The sequence below is a fragment of the Casimicrobium huifangae genome, from assembly GCF_009746125.1.
Lineage (GTDB): Bacteria > Pseudomonadota > Gammaproteobacteria > Burkholderiales > Casimicrobiaceae > Casimicrobium > Casimicrobium huifangae.
In genome coordinates this window covers 2501620-2525174 of sequence record NZ_CP041352.1, presented here as the reverse complement: position 1 = coordinate 2525174, position 23555 = coordinate 2501620, and the positions used below count along the sequence as shown (strand labels likewise).

General features: G+C 60.6%; 19 protein-coding genes and 2 tRNA genes. 12 read left to right on the top strand and 9 right to left on the bottom strand.

Annotation, left to right across the window (positions count from 1 at the left end; genetic code table 11):
- Nucleotides 1-98: 98 nt before the first annotated feature.
- Both FKL89_RS11455 and FKL89_RS11450 read left to right on the top strand, forming a co-directional pair.
- Nucleotides 99-392, top strand: coding sequence for a DUF6916 family protein (locus FKL89_RS11455; protein ID WP_156864667.1), 294 nt, complete (start codon nucleotides 99-101; stop codon nucleotides 390-392).
- A 353-nt stretch (nucleotides 393-745) separates the two neighbouring features.
- The gene (locus tag FKL89_RS11450; protein WP_156862877.1) at nucleotides 746-1063 is read left to right on the top strand and encodes a hypothetical protein; all 318 of its coding nucleotides are present in this window, start codon (nucleotides 746-748) and stop codon (nucleotides 1061-1063) included.
- A 294-nt stretch (nucleotides 1064-1357) separates the two neighbouring features.
- On the opposite strand, the gene FKL89_RS11445 is transcribed toward FKL89_RS11450, so the two are convergent.
- From FKL89_RS11445 to FKL89_RS11435, 3 genes are all read right to left on the bottom strand, one after another.
- Nucleotides 1358-1876: a hypothetical protein gene (locus FKL89_RS11445; RefSeq protein ID WP_156862876.1), complete on the bottom strand. Its 519-nt coding sequence runs from the start codon at nucleotides 1874-1876 to the stop codon at nucleotides 1358-1360.
- A gap of 51 nt (nucleotides 1877-1927) precedes the next feature.
- Complete coding sequence (locus tag FKL89_RS11440; protein WP_156862875.1) at nucleotides 1928-2716, bottom strand: SDR family oxidoreductase; 789 nt, start codon at nucleotides 2714-2716, stop codon at nucleotides 1928-1930.
- 110 nt (nucleotides 2717-2826) lie between these two features.
- Nucleotides 2827-3168 (bottom strand): DUF2917 domain-containing protein, encoded by a 342-nt coding sequence (locus tag FKL89_RS11435; RefSeq protein WP_156862874.1) that lies wholly within the window; start codon nucleotides 3166-3168, stop codon nucleotides 2827-2829.
- Between the two features lie 129 nt (nucleotides 3169-3297).
- On the opposite strand from FKL89_RS11435, the gene FKL89_RS11430 reads away from it, so the two are divergent.
- Together FKL89_RS11430 and FKL89_RS11425 are read left to right on the top strand one after the other, a co-directional pair.
- Nucleotides 3298-4269: a LysR substrate-binding domain-containing protein gene (locus tag FKL89_RS11430; protein WP_156862873.1), complete on the top strand. Its 972-nt coding sequence runs from the start codon at nucleotides 3298-3300 to the stop codon at nucleotides 4267-4269.
- Nucleotides 4270-4556: 287 nt separating this feature from the next.
- A complete protein-coding gene (locus tag FKL89_RS11425; protein WP_156862872.1) occupies nucleotides 4557-5441 on the top strand; it encodes a hypothetical protein in 885 nt (294 codons plus the stop codon).
- A 22-nt stretch (nucleotides 5442-5463) separates the two neighbouring features.
- On the opposite strand, the gene FKL89_RS11420 is transcribed toward FKL89_RS11425, so the two are convergent.
- From FKL89_RS11420 to FKL89_RS11405, 4 genes are all read right to left on the bottom strand, one after another.
- Nucleotides 5464-6630, bottom strand: a complete 1167-nt coding sequence (locus tag FKL89_RS11420) for a GGDEF domain-containing protein (protein ID WP_156862871.1) — start codon at nucleotides 6628-6630, stop codon at nucleotides 5464-5466.
- Nucleotides 6631-6766: 136 nt separating this feature from the next.
- Nucleotides 6767-6840, bottom strand: a tRNA-Cys gene (locus FKL89_RS11415).
- Nucleotides 6841-6909: 69 nt separating this feature from the next.
- Nucleotides 6910-6985 (bottom strand) — tRNA-Gly (locus tag FKL89_RS11410).
- 63 nt (nucleotides 6986-7048) lie between these two features.
- Entirely contained in the window at nucleotides 7049-8269 is a 1221-nt protein-coding gene (locus FKL89_RS11405) for an amino acid aminotransferase (protein ID WP_272953696.1), read from the bottom strand.
- Nucleotides 8270-8605: 336 nt separating this feature from the next.
- On the opposite strand from FKL89_RS11405, the gene FKL89_RS11400 reads away from it, so the two are divergent.
- The 5 genes from FKL89_RS11400 to FKL89_RS11380 all read left to right on the top strand — a co-directional run bounded on the left by FKL89_RS11400 (nucleotide 8606) and on the right by FKL89_RS11380 (nucleotide 13746).
- Entirely contained in the window at nucleotides 8606-9847 is a 1242-nt protein-coding gene (locus FKL89_RS11400; RefSeq protein WP_156862869.1) for a branched-chain amino acid ABC transporter substrate-binding protein, read from the top strand.
- Nucleotides 9848-10006: 159 nt separating this feature from the next.
- Nucleotides 10007-10939, top strand: a complete 933-nt coding sequence (locus FKL89_RS11395) for a branched-chain amino acid ABC transporter permease (RefSeq protein WP_156864666.1) — start codon at nucleotides 10007-10009, stop codon at nucleotides 10937-10939.
- Nucleotides 10932-12245, top strand: a complete 1314-nt coding sequence (locus FKL89_RS11390; protein ID WP_156862868.1) for a branched-chain amino acid ABC transporter permease — start codon at nucleotides 10932-10934, stop codon at nucleotides 12243-12245. The genes FKL89_RS11395 and FKL89_RS11390 overlap by 8 nt, the downstream gene beginning before the upstream one ends.
- Complete coding sequence (locus FKL89_RS11385; RefSeq protein ID WP_156862867.1) at nucleotides 12242-13036, top strand: ABC transporter ATP-binding protein; 795 nt, start codon at nucleotides 12242-12244, stop codon at nucleotides 13034-13036. The genes FKL89_RS11390 and FKL89_RS11385 overlap by 4 nt, the downstream gene beginning before the upstream one ends.
- A complete protein-coding gene (locus tag FKL89_RS11380) occupies nucleotides 13033-13746 on the top strand; it encodes an ABC transporter ATP-binding protein (RefSeq protein ID WP_156862866.1) in 714 nt (237 codons plus the stop codon). The genes FKL89_RS11385 and FKL89_RS11380 overlap by 4 nt, the downstream gene beginning before the upstream one ends.
- 201 nt (nucleotides 13747-13947) lie before the next feature.
- Here FKL89_RS11380 and FKL89_RS11375 read toward each other — a convergent pair whose 3' ends face one another.
- On the bottom strand, nucleotides 13948-17916 hold the full coding sequence (locus FKL89_RS11375; RefSeq protein WP_156862865.1) for a DUF1631 family protein: 3969 nt from the start codon (nucleotides 17914-17916) through the stop codon (nucleotides 13948-13950).
- Nucleotides 17917-18110: 194 nt separating this feature from the next.
- A complete protein-coding gene (locus tag FKL89_RS11370) occupies nucleotides 18111-18518 on the bottom strand; it encodes an acyl-CoA thioesterase (RefSeq protein WP_156862864.1) in 408 nt (135 codons plus the stop codon).
- Between the two features lie 223 nt (nucleotides 18519-18741).
- On the opposite strand from FKL89_RS11370, the gene FKL89_RS11365 reads away from it, so the two are divergent.
- From FKL89_RS11365 to FKL89_RS11355, 3 genes are read left to right on the top strand one after another with little or no spacing between them, the layout of a single operon-like run.
- Nucleotides 18742-20835 (top strand): 3-hydroxyacyl-CoA dehydrogenase NAD-binding domain-containing protein, encoded by a 2094-nt coding sequence (locus tag FKL89_RS11365; RefSeq protein ID WP_156862863.1) that lies wholly within the window; start codon nucleotides 18742-18744, stop codon nucleotides 20833-20835.
- Between the two features lie 9 nt (nucleotides 20836-20844).
- The gene (locus FKL89_RS11360; protein ID WP_156862862.1) at nucleotides 20845-22347 is read left to right on the top strand and encodes a M20 family peptidase; all 1503 of its coding nucleotides are present in this window, start codon (nucleotides 20845-20847) and stop codon (nucleotides 22345-22347) included.
- A gap of 19 nt (nucleotides 22348-22366) precedes the next feature.
- On the top strand, nucleotides 22367-23542 hold the full coding sequence (locus tag FKL89_RS11355) for an acetyl-CoA C-acyltransferase (protein WP_156862861.1): 1176 nt from the start codon (nucleotides 22367-22369) through the stop codon (nucleotides 23540-23542).
- Nucleotides 23543-23555 lie beyond the last annotated feature (13 nt).

Here is a 23555-nt window from a genome sequence, read left to right as displayed (position 1 = left end):
CGAACACGGCTTCCCTTCCGTCCAGGGAGGGAAGCGAGGGCGGTACATTGACGACAACTGCCTGGTGTCTCGCTGGCTTTTAAGAACTGCAATTCATGCTGAAACTGTTGACACTGGAGGACTTTGTGCCTTTTGTGAACACCACGTTTTCCGCCGCCTTGACGGCGGGTAACACGGAATTTGTGCTGGTTGAAGCCAGCCCGTTGCCCGCTCCTCCAAAGGCGCAACTGATGCGCGCGCCGTTTTCGCTGTTGTTCCGAAGCGCTGCGGCGGTGCTGTTTCCCCAGCAAACGTACACGGTGCGCCACAGCGTAATCGGCGAGTTCGCCCTGTTTCTCGTCCCTGTCGCGCAGGAGCGGGATGGATTTATCTATCAGGCGGTCTTCAACTGACCAGACCTTGAGCAGAGTCGTCTGCCGCAGCGGATTGGTGTTCGCGTGGAATGCTGGTCCTTGAATCCGAATGCGCCCTGGGTAGCGTTGCGCTTTGATCGACGTTGTCCATTGGTTGCTAGGAAAGCTCCCCAGCACAACTCCATCGCGCATTCAACTTTGATTGACCGCGCGAATCGGCGTCGACGCGTTACACGGTCAACGGGCAGTCGATGCGGCTGGCGCAGCGCATTTTCTGCAACGCCTTGACGCCGGCGCAGGCGTTTCCACCGTAGAATCCTTCGCAAATCAGTAGACTGAGCAAAACCAGAGGGGAAGCTATGAATAGGCGCCAATTCGTCCGGGCAACGTCCTTGATCGCGGCTACCGGCGCGACTTACATGGTCTCGCCTATCGCGCGTGCCGGTGGGTATCAGGAAAATTTGCTAAGCACACCAGACCTGTGCATTGGTCGCCAGTTTCTGCTGGATAACGGAACGCTGGTGACGCTTGAACGGGTTGAAGCGACGACACGGGATTCGAGATGGCAGCAGTGGGAGTTGCACTTTTCTGCGGAGTCAGAGCTTGTCGAAGGCACCTTTGGCCTTGCATCCCAGTCTGGAGCAGCTGCGGTTCTCTACATGCAAGGCTTTGGCAACAAGGCGCGAGCGAGCGTGAGTCGCGTGGCTTGATGTGTCTCGCGCATCGCGCTTCTCGCATTGATGACTGCGTGCGTGCCTGGCCGGCGACGAGCTTTGTCGCTGATATCGTCCGGCGCCTTCTGCTGATTTCCTCTGGTTTGCCAGCGTCCGCTGATTGTCAGCAGCGGCGTGATGGAGCTGTCGCGCGCCCTTGACGTTGTTCCCGGTCCGATCTCTTGCTGCCACCCCGTGAGACACACGCGTGGGGCGTCTTGCCCAGTACGTGTCGGCAGCGTTGAGCTAATGGTGGCTTCGTTCCCCGATTGGTGGGAAGAAGAGTAGAGACTATGGGGCGACTGGCGGCGCCGGGGCTGTCCAGGCATGCATGGCCGGGTAAAGCGAGTATTCGGTCATTGCGCGCCAAACCAGTATCGGGACCCCAAGACTTCTCAGCGAACTGAAGTGCTCTCGCAGCCACATTGCATCGCCGCGATAGCCGCCGTCGTGAAACAGTACATCCAGTGGCACTTGCAGGTGTATCGCCGCAGCGTAGGACCAGGCGATGGCCCCCATTTCCGTTCCGCCGTCGTCGCCAAAGGTCTCATGAAACAGAGAGCGTTCGGACGGAAGCGCCACTGCCATATGTCCGGCCTCGTGGAGCAGGTCCCCGGGATAACGCATGGCAGCGCGATCGATCACGATCACCCCGTGATCGATATGGATGCCTGGAAGAAAGGTACGCGTTGCGAGGGGGCGTTCGACGACATCAATGCCGATCTCGTCAAGGAAGCGAATGACGCGATCGGTAACCGGGAGGTCCTCCCCGCCAGACGATTCGTCATTCACCTTACTGGCAACGAACATGCGAACCAACGATTCCGCATGCGCCTTTCGACATCGTACTCATCTGCACCGCTAGAAAGTGCCGGGGCATTCGCCGCCGTCCATCAGGATGTTCTGCCCGGTGATGAAGCTGGCGTGCTGACTGCAAAGGAAGGCGCAGGTGGCGCCGAATTCGTCGATGTTGCCCATGCGTTGCGCCGGATTCTTCGACAGGCGCTCACTGGCCGTCTCGGCGACGGATTTGCCATCGCGTTTTGCCCAGTTGGCGAGCATGCCCTGCATGCGGTCGGTATCGAATGGCCCCGGCAGCAGGCCGTTGATGGTGACATTACGGCTGGCCACTTTTGGCTGCCGGGCGAGACCGGCAACAAAACCGGTGAGCCCCGAGCGGGCGCCGTTGGACAAGCCTAGCGTGTCGATCGGGGCCTTCACGGCGCCCGACGTGATGTTGACGATGCGACCGAAACCGCGCTCGCACATGCCGTCGATCACCGCCTTCATCAGCTCAATCGGTGTCAGCATGTTGGCATCGACCGCCTTGATCCAGTCGTCGCGCGACCAGTTACGGAAGTCTCCGGGCGGCGGGCCGCCAGCGTTGTTGATCAGGATGTCGATGTGCGGCGCGGCGGCCAGGGCAGCAGCGCGACCCTCCGCCGTGGTGATGTCTCCGGAGACAGTGACGACCTTGACGGCCGGATTCAGCGTGCGTAGTTCGGCGGCGGTCGCTTCCAGCGCTTCGGCGCCGCGTGCCGTGATGACAACGTTCACACCTTCGGTAACCAGCGCTTTGGCGCAGCCTTTGCCAAGCCCCTTGCTGGCAGCGCAAACCAGCGCCCACTTGCCATCAATTCCCAGTTTCATCGTCTGCCACTCCTTGTGTCATGTCGTTGCCGTTCAATGCGATTCTCGCTGAACGGGGCGGACGGCCTGTGGGTGTGGTTCGATCACAGGCTTGGCACGCGGACTATCGATCAGGCTGCAAGCGGCGGTGCGAGTGGCAGTAGCGGCTTACCCGTGTTGCGAGTGAAGCGGTCGAGCAGGGTGGCGGCCTGGGTGGTGGCGATCTGCGCACGGGCCACTGTCACGGTCAGTTGTGAGTCCTGCAAAGCGTGGATCAGCAGCGGGCGATGCTGACCGGTGGCAAAGCTGACGTCGGCGGTGCCCGCCGTCAGCACGATGTCGCGGCGGTCATGGTCGAGCGTGAGCCACAAACTGCCTTCGGTGCAGGTGATTTCCAGGTGGGCCGGGTCATCGATGCGCAGCGTCGCCTGGTGGGCTAGCGGCAAAACGGTGGCGATGGGATGGGTCTTCATGGGACATCCTTTCGGGGACGCGCATGCGGTTGCGTTGAGGAATGGGAAGGTAGCGGGTTAGCATGCGCCATGAGCATGACTATACTGACCGCTATCGCACGGATCAAACGGTAAAACGGAATACTTCGCATGCCTCACGGGAATGTCAAAAAGCCGCCATCCGACTACCCGGCGAATGCGCTTCCCAGCTTCGGTCGCGCCGAATTGCCGCGACTGGATCTGCTGCGCAGTTTTGAAGCCGCAGCGCGCACGCTGAGCTTTACGCAGGCGGCGGAGGAGTTGTTTCTCACCCAGTCCGCAGTCAGCCGGCAGATTCAGCAGCTCGAAGAAGGGCTCGGCGTGCCCTTGTTCGTGCGGCGGCATCGGTCTTTGCTGCTGACGGAAGCTGGCGCAGTGATGCAGCGGGCGGTGATCGATTGCCTTGAGCGCCTGCGTGACGCCACAGCGCTGGTACGTGCAGCGCCGAGCCTTCGGCAGGTGTCGATCACGACCACGCCGGGCTTTGCGTCGATCTGGCTGATTCCACGACTGGCGAGGTTTACGGCAAATCACCCACAGGTGGACGTGCGCATTTCGGCGACACTGGATCTGCTTGACCTGGCGCGTTCGCAGATCGATGTCGCAGTGCGCTTTGTGCCTATTCGCGGCGGTCGCGAGACGCCGCTGTTTGCCGAGACGGTTTTGCCGGTCTGTGCGCCATCGTTGCTGCGCGACGGGCCGCATCCGCTGAGGCAGCCCACCGATCTTGCCCATCACACACTGCTGACGGTAGACGCACCGGCGCACTATGGCGCCATGATGGATTGGGGGCCGTGGCTGGAGGCTACCGGTGCCGGCGACTTGCGCATGAAGAACACACTGCGATTCAACCATTACGCCGACGCGGTCGCGGCAGCAGTCGCCGGCCAGGGGGTGGCGATCGGACGCTTCCCGCTGCTGGATGAGCATTTGAAGGACCAGCGGCTGGTGACACCCTTCAAGGGAGGCGCGGCGTCGCAACGCGGTTACTACGTGGAGATTGCCGACCACGCACAACGCAATACCGATGCACAGGATTTCGTCGCCTGGCTGCGCACCGAGGCTGCGGCCCTGGCGCCGTAGTGATCGAATTTCCGCATCTGATGAGCAACAGCTTTTGCCTCAAACTATGATCAGTAAAGGGCTAATTGGATAATTCTGTCAGTAGTCGACTACTGCGATTTTGTCTCATTCAGCCCATTGGAATTGCCATCTTGGTGAAAAGCTGATTGCCGCAGTGTGTGACGTCGCAATGCGCTGGCTCAAATGGGCAACGGGATGCGTCTTTGCGAGAGAGGCCAGGCAAGAGGGCGTCCGGCGGTTGTCGTCGCGGGCCCGGGCTGGTTTGCACTTGTGAACGGAGCTTCACCATGAATCGAACTATCGACACAGCGCAAAGCCTCGCTACCCGTGACGCTGCGGGTCGCGTCATGTTGAGTTGGTGGGGCACCGTGCTGCTGTGCCTGCTGCTTTCTGGTCGTGCATTGGCGCAGGATACGTCCGTCACAGCGGGCGCACCCAATGCCAAGGGCAGCATCATCATTGACGGCAAGGCGACCGACTTGCCCTATGCCTACGCCTACACGGCGCCCGCGCTCAGCAGTCGCAAGCCGGAAACCATCCTCATCCTCGCGGCGCAGCCGCTTCCGCCGAAATCGGTGACCGACCCGTTTGCGCGGATGAAGGCGCGAGGCAGCGGCAACGGCATGCTGGAGTTCACCTTTGACGAGACTCGGGCGCTGACGTCAGTGCAGTTTGGGGTGGAGCCGATGGGCGGCGGTGGTTACTCAACCTCATACAAGTTCGCCATCGCGAGCTGGACCGACCGGCAGATGCGGGGTCGCGTCTACACCGATGGTGAACTGGAGATGTTCAAGAATCGCTACCGTTTCGACGTCAGTTTCGACATCACGATGACGGTGCCGCGCGCGCCGGATGCGAGCGGCAAGGCCGCGTGGGCCACGCCGCAGGGCAAGGTGCTGGCGGAATATCTGCGTGCCGCTCGCGCGGGAGACAAGGCGGCGTTGAAGCGCGTCATCGTTGCCGATCGCGCCAAGGATCTCGATGGCCCGATGGCGAAGGACATCCTGTCGTTCCTCAAGGAATCTGCCGATCCGAAGACAGCGGACTTCGACAGTCTGACGGTGGACGGCGAGACCGCGGAGGCGAAGATTACCGAGCGCAACAAGGATGGCGCCATGTCCTCGACGTTGCGCCTGCAGCGGGTGAATAGCAGCTGGATGGTGGCGCCGTAACGCGTGGCCGCCAGGCTACCCGCTACGACGCGGCGCAGACGCGGTTGCGGCCGTTCGCTTTGGCATCGTAGAGGGCCATGTCTGCGCGCTTGAGCAGGGTGTCGAAGTCCGGCAAGCTGTTGGATGTGCCGGTTGCAATACCGATGGAAACAGTGACTTGCAGCGAGGTGTCTGGGCCGACCGCGACGGACTGGTCGGCAACGGCAGTGCGCAAGCGCTCCGCAGCACGGTGTGCGCCAGCGGCATCTGCCTCGGGCAACAACGCAACGAATTCTTCGCCGCCCTGGCGACCCACAACCTCCTCGCCGCGGCAGTGCGCACGCAAGCTGGCCGCGACGGCCTGCAGCACCAGGTCGCCAACGTCGTGGCCGTGCTGGTCATTGATCGCCTTGAAGTGATCAACGTCGACGACTGCAACCGAGAATGGCTGCTCGCCGGCGCGTGCAAGCGCGAGCAGCACGCCGGCGCGCTCGGCAATCGTTCGCCGGTTGGGCAAACCGGTCAGCGCGTCTGTAGTCGCTGCGCGATGCAGCTCGGCACGAATGCGCTCGAAGCAGAGCAGCACAAAGGCGGTAGTGCCAATCACCGGGAGCACCGCAATCAGCAGCGGCGTGAGCGCATTGACCCAGTTCAGCGGCTGCACGATGGAAACGAGCACACGGCCCGCCAACAGGTAGTAGGCACCACGCGCGAGCATCAAAATGGCGAGCAGGGCAAAGATACCGGTAAGCACGGTGAGGCTGATGGTGCGCTCGCGATGACGATTGTGCAGCAAGGTCCCGACTGCGCCGCTGATCAGCGCAACCCAGCAAACGGTCGCGATGCCGACGCGAAAGGCGACGTTGGGTACGACGAAGACGAAGAAGGCGTTACCCAGCGTACCAAGCAGCACCGGCAGGTAAATCCACCATGAATCGGCAGTCGCGAAGAAGCGGCGAACGGCGCGCCAGTAAAGCGCGAGGCCGAGCAGCCAGGCGCCATTTGCGATGGGCACTACCCATTCTGCGCCGGTGGCGGCCTGGCCGATGAAAAGGACGGCACCGCCAGCCGCCAGCAAGGTCCCGATCCGCCAGTCGGCGGCGCAGGGCCGCAAGTCCGGTGTCAGCGCCGGGTGTATGAAGCCCAGCACTGCGCCGTTCAACAATGAGAACAGCGTGGCGAAGACAAATGCCGAGAGCGGATCAAGCACCGACGAACGCTCTTTGGATGACGAAGTCCGGTTTTAGCTGCAAGTTGGCGTTGCTGCAATCGCCACGACAGATGCCACCGCCACAGCCTGGCGGCGCGGCGGGTTGCTATTTGGGTGGGGAACTTGACTGAATGTGTGGAGGCGGGTAGCGGAGTCGAACCGCTCTAAACGGATTTGCAATCCGCTGCATAACCGATTTGCTAACCCGCCGTCTGGTTTGCGCACTATCGACAGTGCACAAACAAAAACGGAACCGTTGCGGTTCCGTTCTTCCAAACTTGGAGCGGGAGACGAGTCTCGAACTCGCGACCTCAACCTTGGCAAGGTTGCGCTCTACCAACTGAGCTACTCCCGCAACGAAATAAATTATAGCGCATTTATTGAATCGTGCAAATGCGCTTGATCGTTTGAAAACTTGTCAGAGGACTTTGGCGATGCTCTCGGCAACGTAGTTGACGTTCTTCTGATTCAACGCTGCGACACAGATGCGGCCCGAGTCGACTGCGTACACACCGAATTCATTGCGCAGGCGGTGAACCTGATCCTTGTTGAGGCCGGAGTACGAGAACATGCCACGTTGAGTGAGGATGTTTTCGAAGTTGGCGTTCGGCGCCAGGCGCTTGAGCGCACCGTGCAGCGCAACACGCATCGCCTTGATGCGATCACGCATTTCGCCGAGTTCCTTTTCCCACAGCGCGCGCGCTTGCGGGTCCGTCAGCGCCGCAGCGATGATGGCGCCGCCGTGAGTCGGCGGATTCGAGTAGTTGGTGCGGATCACACGCTTCAATTGCGACAGCACGCGGGCCGCCTCATCCTTGTCGGTGGCGACCACCGACAGTGCGCCGATCCGCTCACCGTACAGTGAGAACGACTTCGAGAACGAGCTCGACACGAAGATCGGCCCCGGCGTACTGCCAAACAGTTTGACTACGGCGCCATCCTGCTCGACACCGTCACCGAAACCCTGATAGGCCATATCGAGGAAGGGCACCAGCCCGCCAGCGCGGACAGCAGCGGCGATTTCTTTCCACTGGTCGAGTGTCGGGTCAACGCCGGTTGGGTTGTGGCAGCAGGCGTGCAGCACCACGATGCTGCCCTGTGGCATCGCCTTGACGGATGCCAGGAATCCGGGGAAGTCCAGACTGCGCGTCGCGGCATCGTAATAGGCATAGTCGCGGACTTCGAAGCCGGCGCTCTCGAACAGGGCGCGATGGTTTTCCCAACTCGGGTTCGATATGTAGACGACGCTTGCCGGCGAAACGCGTTTCAGGAAATCGGCGCCGACCTTCAATGCGCCAGTACCGCCCAGTGTTTGCACCGTGACCGCGCGGTTTTCCTTGACGATGGCCGATTCGGCACCAAACACCAGCGCTTGCGTGGCCTTGTCGTAGGCGGCGATGCCGTCAATTGGAAGGTAGCCACGCGGCGCAGGCTTCTCGGCCATTGCAACTTCGGCGCGTTTGACGCACTCCAGTACCGGAATCTTGCCGGCTTCGTCGGTGTACACCCCCACACCAAGATTGACCTTGTTCGGATTACTGTCGGCATTGAAGGACTCATTGACACCAAGAATCGGGTCACGGGGAGCCATTTCGACGTGGGAGAACAGGGCGGCGGCAGGGGGGAGCGGGGCGTTCACAAAAATAAGGGGGTAGTTTGAAACGAGCCTCAATTTTAGCGGTGGTGTGCGCCTTGCCAGAGTGTCCGCCTGCGTATTAGCGTAGCCATTACGGCATCGCCCGATGCCGCTGCGGGATGCCTGCCGCTGCCGATTTCCATTTTCCGGAAACGAATGCCGAAATGCACCGCTCCCATTCAATGACAGGTCTGTACGCCGGGCAGTTGGGCGCCATACTGGGTTTTCCATAACACGGAAATTTTGACCTGTTCATAGAATGGCCACTCTAAGGTGATCCGCTACGCTTGCGACGGGTTGTCGATCTCACCTTTCGTTGGATCAAATAAGGAGGCTCTAGTGAAATTCAGTGTGAAACCTGCCGCGTTGGCAGTTGCTTCGGTACTTGCCCTGGCTGGCGCTGCGCAGGCGCAGAACGTCAAGGTTGCCTTTATCGAAGGTCTTTCGGGGCCGTTCGGCGGTGTGGGCCAGAACCAGCTCAAGCACTTCCAGTACGCCGCAGAACGCTTCAGCGGTAAACAGGCCAACAGCGGCGTGACGGTTGAGATCGTGCCGATGGATTCGAAGGGTAGCCCGCAGGAGGCGCTGGCGCTGCTGAAGAAAGCCAGCGACGACGGCATCCGTTTTGTGTCACAGGGTAATGGCTCCAACGTGGCCGGCGTGCTGATCGACGCCATCAACAAGCACAACGAGCGCAATCCCGGCAAGGAAGTCGTATTCCTGAACTACGCCGCGATTGACCCGGATTTCACCAACGGCAAATGCTCGCCGTGGCACTTCCGCTTCGACGCTGGCGTCGACATGAAGCTCGAAGGTCTTACCAACTTCATGAAGGACCAGAAAGACATCAAGAATGTCTACATCATCGGCCAGAACTACTCGTTCGGTCAGCAGGTGTCGAAGTTCACCAAGGAATTTCTGGCCAAGAAGCGTCCCGACGTAAAAATTGTTGGCGACGAGTTGCATCCGCTCGGACAAGTGAAGGACTTCGCGCCCTACATCGCGAAGATGCAGGCTGCCAACGCTGACTCAGTAGTCACCGGCAACTGGGGGCCTGACCTGGCTCTGCTCATTCGTGCGGCCAACGCGGCTGGCTTCAAGGGCCGCTTTTATACGTTCTATGCTGGCGTGATTGGCTCGCCGACGGCGATTGGCGCGGCCGGCGCGGATCGCGTGTCGATGGTGTCATATTGGCATCCGAATTCCGACCAAAGCCAGTTCGAAAGTATCTACACCGGCTTCAAGGCCAAGTTCAACGAAGAGTTCTACACGGTGGCTGCAGTGAATGCGATCCGCTTCCTGGTTGCCGGCGTCGAAAAGTCGAAGAGCACTGAGGCCGCGAAAGTCGCAAAAGCCATGGCTGGCATGAAGATGGCAGGCGCCTCCGGGGAAGAGATCGAAATGCGGGCATCGGATGGTGCGCTGCAACAAGCTCTCTATGTGGTGAACTGGACGAAAGCTGGCGGCACCGGTGTGAAATTTGACGCCGAGAACACCGGCTATGGCTTCAAGACGATGCGCTACCTGATGCCGAATCAGGCAACAGCGCCGACCACCTGCAAGATGCCCAAGCGCCCGTAAATTTGCGCTGACCAGCAACTGCTGGAAGAGCCACGGCAGGACATTTCCGCCGTGGCTTTATTTTCGTCCTGACTGTGGCCGACCGCGTACCTACGGTCTAAACTCTATTTTCCGAAATGGTCCAACGGCACGAGGGGGCTTAGCTTGGAATTTTTCGTCATGTCGGTGCTGAACGGGGTGAGCTATGGGCTCCTGCTGTTCATGCTGTCTGCTGGTTTGACGCTCATCTTTTCGATGATGGGTGTGCTCAATTTCGCGCACGCGAGCTTCTATATGTTGGGGGCGTATTTTGCATACCAGGTTTCCGAATGGTCGAATTTCTGGGTTGCGTTTGTCGTTGCGCCCATGCTCGTAGCCGTTCTTGGTGGCGTTTTCGAACGTACCGTATTGCGAAAAACGCATAAGTTTGGTCATGTTGCGGAATTGCTGGTGACTTTTGGCTTGTCCTTCGTCATCCTCGAAATCGTGCAGCTGATCTGGGGACGCACGCCGGTGGATTACAAGGTACCTGCCGCGCTGGATGGCTCGCTGTTCAAGCTCTACAACGCGGCGTTCCCGGAGTACCGCGCTTTCATGATGTTTGTCGCCGTCGGCATGCTGGCAAGCCTGTTTCTGGTGCTCAAGAAAACGCGCATCGGTCTCGTCATCCAGGCGGCGCTCACCCATCCGGAGACGACCGAGGCACTGGGGCACAACGTCCCTCGCGTGTTTGCACTGGTGTTTGCTGGCGGCTGCGCGCTGGCGGGCCTCGCGGGCGTGATCGGCGGCAATGCCTTCATCACCGAACCCGGTATGGCGCAGGCGGTGGGTGCGATCATCTTCGTGGTCGTCGTCGTTGGCGGCATGGGGTCACTCGGCGGGGCGTTGATCGCCTCGCTGTTGATCGGTTTGATGCAGACGTTCGCGGTGGGACTCGACTGGTCCTTCATTGGCGGCTTTCAGGCGCTGGGCGTTGAGGTTACGGAGGCGACGTTTGGCTACCCGGTCTGGAAACTCAAGCTCTCACAGGTGGCGCCGATCTTGCCGTATCTGCTGCTGGTGGTCATGCTGATCGTGCGCCCCAAGGGCATCATGGGGACGCGCGATGAGTAGCAGCGCACTGAAGCCTTTGCACTTCAAACCGCTCAACGGTGTCCGCATCGTTGTCTGGAGCGCATTCGCCGCCATTCTGCTGCTGCTGCCGCTGACCGCACAGTCCAGCTTTGCGCTGACTTTGCTCTGCCTCACTGGAATTGCGGCCATTGCCTGCATGAGCTACAACATGCTGCTTGGGCAGGCTGGCATGCTGTCCTTCGGCCACGCGGTGTACACCGGGCTCGGTACGTTCGTGGCCATCCACGCGATGAACAAGGTCGCCGGCGGCTGGTGGCTGCCGATGTGGATTATTCCGCTGGTTGGCGGTCTGGCCGGCCTGGCATTCGGCGCCTTGCTGGGCTTTGTGACGACACGCAAGGCCGGTACGCCGTTCTCGATGATCACCCTGGGCGTTGGCGAGCTGGTTTTCGCTGCGGCGCTGATGTTCCCGGAGTTTTTCGGCGGCGAGGCCGGCATCAACGCCAACCGCACTGCCGGCGAGGGCTGGCTGAAGGATCTTGGGCTGACGTTTGGACCGCAGATTCAGGTGTACTACCTGATTGCGATCTATCTGTTCGTGTGCACCGCAGCGATGTATGCCTTTACCCAGACCCCGCTGGGCCGCATCGCCAACGCGGTGCGCGACAATGCCGAGCGGGCCGAATTCGTCGGCTATGACACGAGGTGGGTGCGCTACCTGATCGTGATGGCGTCAAGCTTCTTCGCGGGCGTTGCTGGTGGACTCACGGCGATCAACGTTGAAGCCGCTACCGCTGATCTGCTGCACGGTGTGCGATCTGGTGGCTATCTGCTGTTTACCTTCCTCGGTGGCGTCGGATTCTTCTTCGGGCCAATCATTGGCTCCATCCTGCTGATCTTCGCGTTGGTGGTGCTTTCCGAGTTCACCAAGGCGTGGCAGCTTTATGTTGGCATCGTGTTCCTGATCATGGTGGTCTACGCACCGGGTGGATTTTCGGCGCTGATCATGCTCAACCTGCGCCGGGTGAAGTACGGTGAATGGCGAAAGATGCGCTGGCCCTATGCTGGCATGCTGTTTTTCGGGCTGATCGCGTTGTGGGGATTTGCGGCGATTGTCGAAATGCTTTACCAGATTCAGGTCGCGGCGGGTTCTGGCTCCGCGCTGACAGTAGCGAAGATTCCGCTGGATGCGGCGAGCAGCCTGTCGTGGGCGACGGCAATTGCGGTGCTGCTGATTGGTGGCTTCGGTTTTGAGGTCTGGCGCCGCAAGTTCAAAAAAGTGTGGGACGACGGCGAGGAACGTATTGCCGAGGCCATCAAGAAGGCAGAGGCGGCCATCGTATGAGCCCGAGTAACACTCCCATCGCTCTCGAACTCGCCGCCGTCACCAAGCGCTTTGGCAAGACCGAGATCATCCGAGGCGTTGATCTTGCGGTCCGGAAAGGCGAACGTGTCGCCGTGATCGGACCGAACGGCGCCGGCAAGAGCACGCTGTTCAATCTGATCAGCGGGCGCTTTGAGCCCAGCAGCGGCAGCATCAGGCTCAACGGCGAAGACATCGTGGGCAAACGGCCCTACGAGATCAATCGCCGTGGCTTGGCGCGCAGCTTCCAGATCACCAACATCTTCTCGCGCCTGACGGTGTTCGAGAACCTGCGTGCAGCCGCACTCTACGCCAGTGGCCAGAAGTACAGCTTCTGGAAGCCGCTCTCGAAGCTGACCGAGCTCAACGACCGCACTGAGGCGTTGATGGCTTCGATCGAACTCAAGCGCCGACGCGATGTGCCGGCCTCGCTACTGACTTATTCCGAACAGCGCGCACTGGAGATCGGCATCACCATCGCCGGTGGCGGTGACGTGATCCTGCTTGATGAGCCGACCGCCGGGATGAGCCATAGCGAAACGGACCGCTTTGTGCATCTGATCCGCAACGTCACCGTTGGCAAGACCTTGCTCACGGTAGAGCACGACATGGGAGTGGTGTTTGGGCTCGCCGACCGTATCGCGGTGCTGGTGTACGGCGAGGTGATCGCGTTTGACACGCCGGACAAGGTGCGGGCCGACCCGAAGGTGAAGGAAGCCTATCTCGGCGCGGTGCTTGAGGCAGAGAATGCGGCTGAAGGAGCGGCAGCATGAGCGCAGACAAGATTGCACTGGAAGTCAGGGAACTGCACGCCTTCTATGGCAAGAGCCACATCCTGCAGGGCGTCAACCTGCATGTGAAAGAGGGCGAGATTGTCGCGCTGCTCGGCCGCAACGGTGCAGGCCGTTCGACGACGGTCAAGGCGATCATGGGCATGGTCGACAACCGGGGCGAAGTGCTGTGGCGCGGTAAAAACATCCTTGGCATGAAAGCCTATGAAATTGCCCATTTGGGCCTGGGCTATGTGCCAGAGAGCCGCGACATCTTTCCCAAGCTCACGGTACACCAGAACCTGATGCTTGGCGAGAAGGGTGGCAAAAAGCCCAGCCGCTGGTCGTTCGAGGACATGTACAAGATGTTTCCACGTCTGCGTGAGCGGCAGCACACCGAAGCGGGCGTACTCTCGGGCGGCGAGCAACAGATGCTGACGCTGTGCCGCACGCTGATGGGCGACCCGGACCTGATCATGATCGACGAACCGACCGAAGGGCTGGCACCTGCCATCGTGCAACTGGTCGCCGAGTATCTGAAGGAGCTCAAACGCCGCGGCATCAGCGTGGTGCTGGTCGAGCAGAAGCTCGCCATCGCGCTGCAGATTTCCGACCGCGTCTACGTGATGGGCGACCGCCGCATCGTGTTCGAGGGCATACCGGCGGAGCTAAAAGCCGATGCCAACATCCGCAAGGAGTGGCTGGAGGTTTAGGCTATCCCATTGCCCTTTGTCGCCGCGATGTGATGGCTTGCCGCCCGTACACCGGCGCCCGCACTCGGGAACAGCTTTTCAAGCAAACGGCCATTTGGCGCGGGCTTACCGGCGATTTCTTGTGAAGTCGGTTGTTCGTCGAACACGCGCCCATGCCATACAGGCTGGCGATTGGCACCAAAAGCTGCTACATCGACGTGATCAACTGGCGGCGCCGGCCACCGCGTCAAATTGCCCGATGCCGTCTTGTGACGCGGCATTCGTAGTCGGGAGCCGGCTGGCCAGGAGTTCCAGCCGGAATGGACGTTCGATTGCATAGCCTTGCGCATAGTCGATACCGACCTCAGCCAGCAGGGCGAGTACCTGTGGCTGCTCGACCCACTCGGCGACCGTCTTCATTCCCAGCACATGGGCGATGTCGCTCATCGACTTGACCATCGCTACGTCGCTTTCGCTGGTAATCATGTCACGAACGAAACTGCCGTCGATTTTCAGGATGTCGGTGCGCAAATTCTTGAGGTGTGCGTAGGAGGTGTAGCCGCTACCGAAGTCGTCGAGCGCAAAGCGGCAACCGAAGCGGCGCATCTCCCGGATGAACTCCTGCGCGATGCCGTAGCCTGCGATGGCGGCAGTCTCAGTGATCTCGAAGACCAACTTGTGCGCAAGTGCTCCACGCTGTGCCAGAGCGTCGCGCAGCCAGGCAGAAAAGTCGGTGCGAGCGATCGACTGTGCCGAGAGATTCACTGCCAGGCCACTGACGTGATCGAGAGCCGCCAGATTCGCGGCCATCCAGTCAAACACGTGTTCAAGCACCCAGCGATCAATTTCATGGGCGCGGCCCAGTTCCTCGAGCGAAGCGATGAAGCCCTGCGTATCCGGACTTTCGCCGGAGGTATCATCATGTGACAGACCAAGCAGGATTTCGTAGTACGGCAGCGGTTTATCCTGTTGTACGTCAGTTCGCACGACTGGCTGCACAAGCTGGCATCGCAGGAACAACCCGCCACCGGCGAGAAGGGTATCGGCCCTTCCTGCCCAGTCGGCCAGTGAAGCGTGACTCAGCAGGTCGGGTGAGTCGGAGACATACGCCTGACTGGCATTGCGTCCCCTGCTGTGCGACGCCGTGGCCGCCAGGTCCGCGCGCCGAAGTGCGTCCAGTCCGGTGCATTCGTGGGGGACGAAACTGACGTAGCCGATGTTCACGCCAATTCGATACGTGCGGCCGCCAAACTCGTAGCGATAGTCGCTCAACTGCCGCACCAGGTCGGCAACCACGGCCTCAGCATCGGACAGTGTTCTTCCGGCGAGCAGAACTCCGATCGAATCGTCGCGCAGCGACGCTACCGTCGAATCAGCTGGGGCATAGGTACGAACGACAGCGGCCAGCTCACCTGCGAGTCGTTCAGTCGCTTCGTTGCCCCAGGATTGATCAAGCAGACGGAACTGGTCAAATTCCAGCACACAAAGCACGTGCTCCTGGCTGCTTGCCGGATTGGCTGCGATCGACATCTGCGAGAGCTGGTGCAGGAATCCCTTGCGATTCATCAGGCCGGTGTTGCGCTCGTGCGTCGCTCGCGCCAGCAGGCTGCGGTAGGTTTCGTCGAGCAGCGAGAATTCCGAGCGATCGAGCACCGGTAGATCAAGATCGGCGCCCGGGCGGGCGCTGCCGTTTTCGATGCGGCGCGCGAGATCAGCGGCTGACACATCCAGCTTGCTGGTTGCCGAGCGGTTGGTATACGCAAAGTCATCACCACCGTGCCCCAGCCAGATCAATTGCATCGGCACTTTGGCTCGATCGACCGTAAATTCCCACCAGTCGGCAATCCGCATGCCCGAGATAGCCTTCGGCAATTCCGGGTCACGAGTGGCTTTGTGAGCGTCACCGAATTGCGGCACCGCGACCAGATCCCAGTTATCGGCGGCTGCACCAGGGGGGGCGCCCAGGACTTCAGTCAGGCTGCCGGTGATTCGTGTCAACTCCTGGCGATCAACCACTACGGTGGCGAGCTGCCGCTCGATATCGCCGAGCAGCAGGTTGCCATCCTCACGAGGATCGGTCGACGGATCGAACCATTGGAACAGGCGGTCTACCAAGTGCAGACTATCACTCCATTCGGTCTCGTCCGGCCCGGCACGCAGGGCAACGAGCACCAGATAGTGCTTGAGGCCGGTATCGAGCAGGCGCAGCACGTTGCGTGGCAATCGTCGCCCTGACAGCCGCTTCTGCAACGCGCCGTCGACGCGCTCGCGAGATTGGCGAATACGATCGCGCCCGGCCAATGCCTCCTGCAGGCGTTCGACCCGGCCGCGGCGTGCCAATCGGATGCCTTCGAGATCCTGGATCAGACTGTTGCGCACCACCTCGAAAACGCGCGGGTCCTGGTCGGCCCGCTCGCAGATCCGATCTACCAACGCATTCAAATTGCGATGCAACTTCTCGTCGAAGAAACGGCCAGCGTCGTCCGCCGCCATCGCATATTGGTCAATCAGATTGACGACTTGCCGGGCGGGGTGCTCTGCCCAGCCGGGGAAAGTTGGATCGGTGATCGACACCTTGAGCAGCGTGCGCTCCAGGCGCCGCAGCAGTGAATCGACGGGTGAATCTGGAATCAGGTTGGCAAGCGAACGGGCAACCAGGTCGCTCGTAGTAGCCAGCGTGCGCTCAATGGCTCCGCTCAAGCGGCGTTGTTCGCCGGAACTGGCGTCAAGCAGGCGAGCCTTCAGTTGCTCGACGACGGACGGACCCGGCGGGCCGTCGCGAGGCCCACGCAATTCATGCAGCGACAGGCGATCGATGGCACGGACCAGTTCACCGAGGTCTGCCTCGGCAATGGCTGCCTGGGCAATACGCATGTCGTCGATGTGTGCCGCCCCACCACCAAGTCCTTGCGCAAGCGCCCGTGCGCTGTCGTCAAGTCGACCGACGACGTCGAGCAAGCGCCCGGAATCTGATGCCACCTGCGCCAAGGGGGTAGGCGCACTGACAATGCCAGCTGCGGCAGTACTGCGACTGGCATCGGCGAGCAATGGATTGCCTCCGCCAGTACTGATCGCCGTTGACTGCAACGCCGGGAATGCGCCAGAGACAGCGCTAACGTTTGCACGGCCACTAGCGCCTCCCCCTCCAGCACTGCCAGTGGACGGTGATGCGGTGAATGGTGCGCTGGACAGCGACTCGCTGCGCAGCGTTGCGAGCGCGCGGTTCAGACGACCATAAAGCGCAGCGATTCTCAGCTCAAGCGATGCCTGTAGCGCGGGCGCAAAGAGGCGACGGGCGTCGTCAGGGAGTCTTAGCGTCCGGACGCCGTCGCGAAAACCCTGACAGATCGATTCCAGTCCAAACGGATTGTTCTGCCGCGTGACCTTCTGATTGAGCAGACGTCCATAACGTTGCTCGAACTCATTGAGTTGAGGCACGATGTTGGCTTCGACGGCAGCAATCAGCGTTGTTTGCGCGAGCAGATCGTCGAGATCTTCATCCCCCATCAACTCCAGCCCGGAGCTCCGGCGTATGAGCGCGGCTGTTTCGCTGTCGGCGCCAAATAGTCTGACACGCCGCTGCAGGCGGGATGCAATTGCCTCAGTGAGCGTCGCCTGCTGGGCCTTCAGTACCTGCGCACTATCAACGAACATTGTGCGCGACGCGCCATCACGGGCGCTGTCGGCGCTTTCGCCTAGCGATTCGCCAGCCCGGCGCAGGACGTCGGGTATCACCGTAGCCAGAAACTCATCGAATATGCTCGCGCACTGCTCGCGCAATGTGCTTGTCTGTGTCCGGTCGATCGCGGCAGGGCCGACGCCACTCAACGCACTTTTGCGCTTGCCGTATTCGTTGGCGGACAGATGCAGACTGAACAGTGCTTCATCGTCAAGGTCCGGGGCGTCAACGCCAATGCCTTCAGGGCTGGCGTGGGCAATCACGCCCCCAATACGGCTCTCACCGCCGCCATTGCGGCCAAGCAGCGGGATGGTGAGCGTGATCGGGCTCCCAACCAACTGGCCAGCCTCGGCCTCCTCAAGCTGGCGTGCGAGATTGCCAACAAACAGGCCGGTGTCGCTGTAGTCGAGCACCTCGCCTGCGACAGATTCTCGTGTCCCAATACTGACTTGCCCGCGCAGTCGGGTGGCACGTCGTGTGTGTTGGCGGCGTTCCTTGCTGTCGGCTGCCATGTGTCGCCGGTGGATAAAGACTAGGAATATTGAACTTGAATGATAGGTCAAGCAGCCACCGCTGACCTGTCAATTTTCAAGTCGTCTTAAGCGTGAGTGTGCTGTTATGACGATGGAATGAGAGAGATGGCGCTGATCAACTGTGCAAGTGCCTGGCCGGCGAGGCTTTTGATGAGATTGGTCTTGGTCAGACGCTAGGCAGAGCAGCGCGCCTTGATGTCCGCCGGCACCTCAATCGCCTTGATCCGGTCGCCGTCTCGAATGCAAAACGCGCGAATCTCGGTGCCCTCACAAAGTAGCGTCTCGCCACGCATGACGATGTGCTGCATGATGAAAACCTTGGGGCGCCACTCGGTGATCTCGGTATGGATCTCGATTGATTCGCCGTAGGTTGCCGGCTTCATGAAGCGGGTGTTGATTTCCAGCAGCGGCGTGCCGATGATGCCGGTGGTTTTCACCAGTTCACGCCACGGCGGTACACCGTGGCTGACAAAAAAGTGCAGCGAAGCAGCATCCATCCATTTCGAAAAGTTCGGGAAGAACACGATACCGGCCGGGTCGCAGTCGCCAAACTGCACGTCAATTTTGAAAACGGTTTTCATACAGGCGAAACATTAACTCAGCCGCATTCAACGTCCGGCGGGTTCACCGCGCCTACGCCACGTTTGGTGCGGTCGCTCCAAAGGGAAATCATCGACATGACATGATGTGTCGCCGACGTAAACTCACGGGCTGATTGAATGTGAACGCTCCAGCAGCGGTGCGCAGCCTGCGTGACCATACCGGAGCATCGAAACGCATTATTTTCTGGAGGCTCGTTCCCAAATGACTACCCGCTACGAAGTACGCGATGGCGTTGCCATCCTCACGCTCGACAATCCTCCGGTCAACGGGCTTTCCTACGCGTTGCGCGTCGCCTTCGCCGAGGCATTGGACAAGGCCAATGCCGATGCTGCGGTCAAGGCCGTCGTCGTCACTGGCGCTGGCAAGGCGTTTTCGGGCGGTGCTGACATCAAGGAATTCGGTTCACCGAAAGCCGCCGCTGAGCCGAATCTGCTGTCGCTGATCCGCGCTTGTGAGCTTTCGTCGAAGCCCGTGGTGGCTGCGATCCATAGCGTTGCGATGGGCGGCGGTCTCGAACTTGCACTGGGCTGCCACTACCGTGTCACCGCACCGGGCGCGAATATCGCGTTGCCGGAGGTGAAGCTGGGCCTGATCCCCGGTGCGGGCGGCACCCAGCGCCTGCCGCGAGTGATTGGCGTCGAGGCTGCGCTCAATATCATCGTCTCCGGCGAACCAGTCAAGAGCGAATTCATCGCGAGTTTCCCCGGTCAGAAGCTGTTCGACAAAGTCATCGAGGGCGATCTGATGGCGGGCGCGATTGCTTTCGCGCTGGAGAGGGCGGACGTCCGCCCGCTGCCGCTGGTGCGTGACATGAAGGTCGGTCACCCGGAGGCCGATGCCTACTTCAAGTTCGCGCTGAACACGGTCACCGCGATGGCCAAGAATTTCCCGGCGCCCAGGAAGTGTGTCGAGGCGGTGCAGAACGCCACCAGGATGAAGTTCGACGACGGCATGAAGGCCGAGCGCGAAATCTTCATGAACCTGATGTTCACGCCGGAATGCGTGTCGCTGCGCCACCTGTTTATCGCCGAGCGCGCGGCGTCCAAGATCCCGGACGTGCCGGAAGATACCAAGCCGCGTGACATCAAGAAGGTCGGCGTCATCGGCGCGGGCACCATGGGCGGCGGCATTGCGATGAACTTCCTCAACGCCGGGGTGCCGGTGATCGTGCTGGAAATGAAGCAGGAAGCCATCGACAAGGGCTTCGGTGTCATCCGCAAAAATTACGAAGCGCAGGTCGCCAAGAAGAAACTGAAGCAGGAAAAACTTGACGAACGCATGGGCATGCTCACGAGCACGCTCGATTACGCGGCGCTCGCAGACTGCGACCTCATCATCGAAGCGGTGTTCGAGGAAATCGGCGTCAAGGAAAAGGTGTTCCAGGCGCTGGATGCCGTGGCGAAGCCCGGTGCGATCCTCGCGTCTAACACCTCCACGCTCGACGTCAACAAGATCGCCAGCTTCACCAAACGCCCGCAAGACGTGGTTGGCATGCACTTCTTCTCGCCCGCCAATGTGATGAAGCTGCTCGAAGTGGTGCGCGGCGAAAAGACGGCGAAAGACGTGCTCGCCACGGTGATGGCGATCTCGAAAAAGATCAAGAAAGTCGCGGTGGTCTCCGGCGTTTGCGACGGCTTCATCGGCAACCGCATGATCGAGCAGTATGGCCGTCAGGGCGGCTTCCTGCTGGAAGAGGGCTGCACGCCGCAACAGGTGGACAAGGCCATCGAGAAATTCGGCTTTGCGATGGGCCCATTCCGCATGGGTGACCTTGCAGGCAACGACATCGGCTGGGCGATCCGCAAGCGTCGCTATGTCGAAAAGCCCAACCTGCGTTACAGCAAGACCGCTGATCTGCTCTGCGAGATGGGTCGCTTTGGCCAGAAGGTCGGCAAGGGCTGGTACGACTATCAAGCCGGCAAGCGTGACGCCATCCCGAACGCTGAAGTCGAGGCGATGATTGCCAAACATCGTGAAACACTGGGCGTTACGCCACGCAAGATTTCCGATGATGAAATCGTGCATCGTCTCGTGTTCTCGCTGGTGAACGAAGCGGCGCACATCCTCGAAGAAGGCATCGCCAACAAGGCGAGCGATATCGACATCGTCTACATCTACGGCTATGGCTTCCCGGTCTATCGCGGCGGCCCGATGAACTACGCCAATCAAGTCGGCCTGTTCAACGTCGCGCAGATGATGAAGAAATTCCAGCAGAACCCGCTCGATGACGCGAAGTTCTGGGAGCCGGCGCCGCTGATCAAAAAGCTCGTCGCCGAAGGCAAATCGTTCGTCTAAGGCGCGATCATGATACGAAAGGCGCTGTTCGCATTGCTGGCATTGCTTGCACTGCTGGTCGCCGTGGTCGGGGTGAACACCCTGCTCAAAGGCTCAAAACAGTTGACCGTTGCACCAGTCGCCCGTCTGGCGTTCGACGAGAACGCTGCGGCGGCGCGCCTGGGCGATGCGGTGAAACTGACCACGGTGTCGTCGCACGACGATGCCAAGCTCAATCAGGATCAGTTTGAGGCGTTGCACGCCTTGCTGGAACAGCGTTTCCCGAAAGTGCACGCCGCCATGCAGCGCGAGCGCGTCGGTGGACTGTCGCTGCTCTACACGTGGAAGGGCAGCAACGCTGCCACCAAACCGATCATGTTTGTCTCGCATCAGGACGTGGTGCCCATCGCCCCAGGCACCGAGGCGAACTGGGAGCAGCCGCCGTTTTCTGGTGTTGTGAAAGACGGCTTTATCTGGGGCCGTGGCGCTTGGGACAACAAGGGCAATCTGATGTCGCAGCTGGAGGCTGTGGAGCAGCTCGTCGCCGCCGGATTCAAGCCAGAACGCACTGTTTACTTCTACCTTGGTGCTGACGAGGAGGTGGGCGGTCTGCGCGGTGCGGTGGCTACGGCCAAGCTTCTGAAGGAACGTAACATCCGTCTCGACATGATTGTCGATGAAGGACTCGTGATCACCGATGGCGTGCTGGCCGGGCTCAACAAACCCGCCGCGCTGATTGGCATTGCCGAGAAGGGTTATCTCTCCGTCGTGCTCAAGTTCAATACGGCACCTGGCCACTCGTCGCAGCCACCGAAGCCCGGCACCAGTGCGATCGGCATGATGAGTGCCGCGCTCAAGCGACTCGACGACAACCAGTTGCCTGCGGGCATCCGCGGCGTGGCTTCGGAAATGTTTGACACGGTCGCGCCGGAAATGAGTGGCTTCGGGCGCGTCGCGCTGTCGAACCTCTGGCTGTTCGCGCCGCTGGTACAGAAGCAGCTGGAAGGCGGCGCCGCCACCAACGCCATGCTGCGCACCACCACCTCACCCACCATCACGCGCGCCGGTAACAAGGACAACGTGCTGCCCGGCGTGGCCGAGGCGACGGTGAACTTCCGGATTCTGCCCGGCGAGACACGCGAGAGCGTGACTGCGCATGTGCGCTCGCAGGTTGAGTCGGTGGTGGCCAAAGAGAAATACGAGCTTTACGCGATGGACGAGGCGAGCGATCCGAGCAAGGTGTCGCCCACCACGTCGCCGCAATACAAGCTCGTCAACACGACGATTCGTGAAGTTTTCCCGGAGGCATTGGTGGCACCGGGGCTGATGATCGGCGCTACCGATTCGCGCCATTTTGGTGAATTGAGCGACCATATTTTCAAGTTCTCGCCCATCGTCGCCAAGCCGGTTGACCTGCCGCGTTTTCACGGCACCAATGAGCGCATCGCCGTCAGCAACTACGCCGATGCCATCCGTTTCTATCATCGCCTGATGTCGCAAGCGTCCAAGGCTTCCCAAGCGTCCGCCAATTAGTTTTCAAACGAGGCATGCCATGACCGATGCAGTAATTGTTTCAACCGCCCGTACCCCGCTCGCCAAAAGCTGGAAAGGCGCATTCAACATGACGCACGGCGCCACCCTCGGCGGCCACGCGATCGAGCACGCTGTGAAGCGCGCCGGCATTGACCCGGCCGAAGTCGAAGACGTGCTGATGGGCTGCGCCAATCCGGAGGGCGCCACCGGCTGGAACATCGCGCGTCAGGCCGCGCTGCGCGCCGGGATGCCGGACAGTGTCGCGGGCGCCACCGTCAACCGCTTTTGCTCGTCGGGCCTGCAAACCATCGCGATGGCAGCGCAGCGCATCATCGCTGGCGAGGGCGATATCTACGTTGCCGGTGGCGTGGAATCCATCTCCTGCGTGCAGCAGGAAATGAATCTGCACATGTTCAAGGATTCCTGGCTCGACAAGAACAAGCCGACGATTTACTGGAACATGATGCAAACGGCCGAGAACGTGGCCAAGCGCTACAACATGGCGAAGGAGCGCATGGATCACTTCGGCGCCGAAAGCCAGCAAAAGGCTTGCGCCGCACGCGATGCGGGCAAGTTTGATGACGAGATCGTTCCAATCACCGTCACCGCTGGCGTCGCTGATCCAAAGACCGGAATGACCACCAAACAGGTCTCGGTTTCCAAAGACGAAGGTCTTCGCGACGGCACCACGTACGAGGCCGTTGCGGGCATCCGCACCGCCGTTCCCGGTGGTGTGGTCAGCGCGGGTAACGCCTCACAGTTCAGCGATGGTGCAGGCGCGTGCGTGGTGATGAACGCCAAGCTCGCCGAACAGCGTGGCCTCAAACCGCTCGGCATCTTCCGCGGCTTCGCGGTCGCGGGCTGCAACCCCGACGAAATGGGCATCGGCCCGGTGTTCGCCGTGCCGAAACTACTCAAGCGCCTCGGCCTGTCGGTCAAAGACATCGACCTCTGGGAACTGAATGAAGCCTTCGCCGTGCAGGTGCTCTACTGCGCCGACACGCTGGGCATCCCGATGGACAAGCTGAACGTCAATGGTGGCGCCATCGCCGTCGGTCACCCATACGGCATGAGCGGCCAGCGCCTGGTCGGCCACGCGCTGATCGAAGGCAAGCGCCGTGGCGCGAAACTCGTGTGCGCGACGATGTGTATTGGTGGCGGGATGGGGGCAGCGGGGATCTTTGAGGTGGCGTAGTGGCGCAAACCGA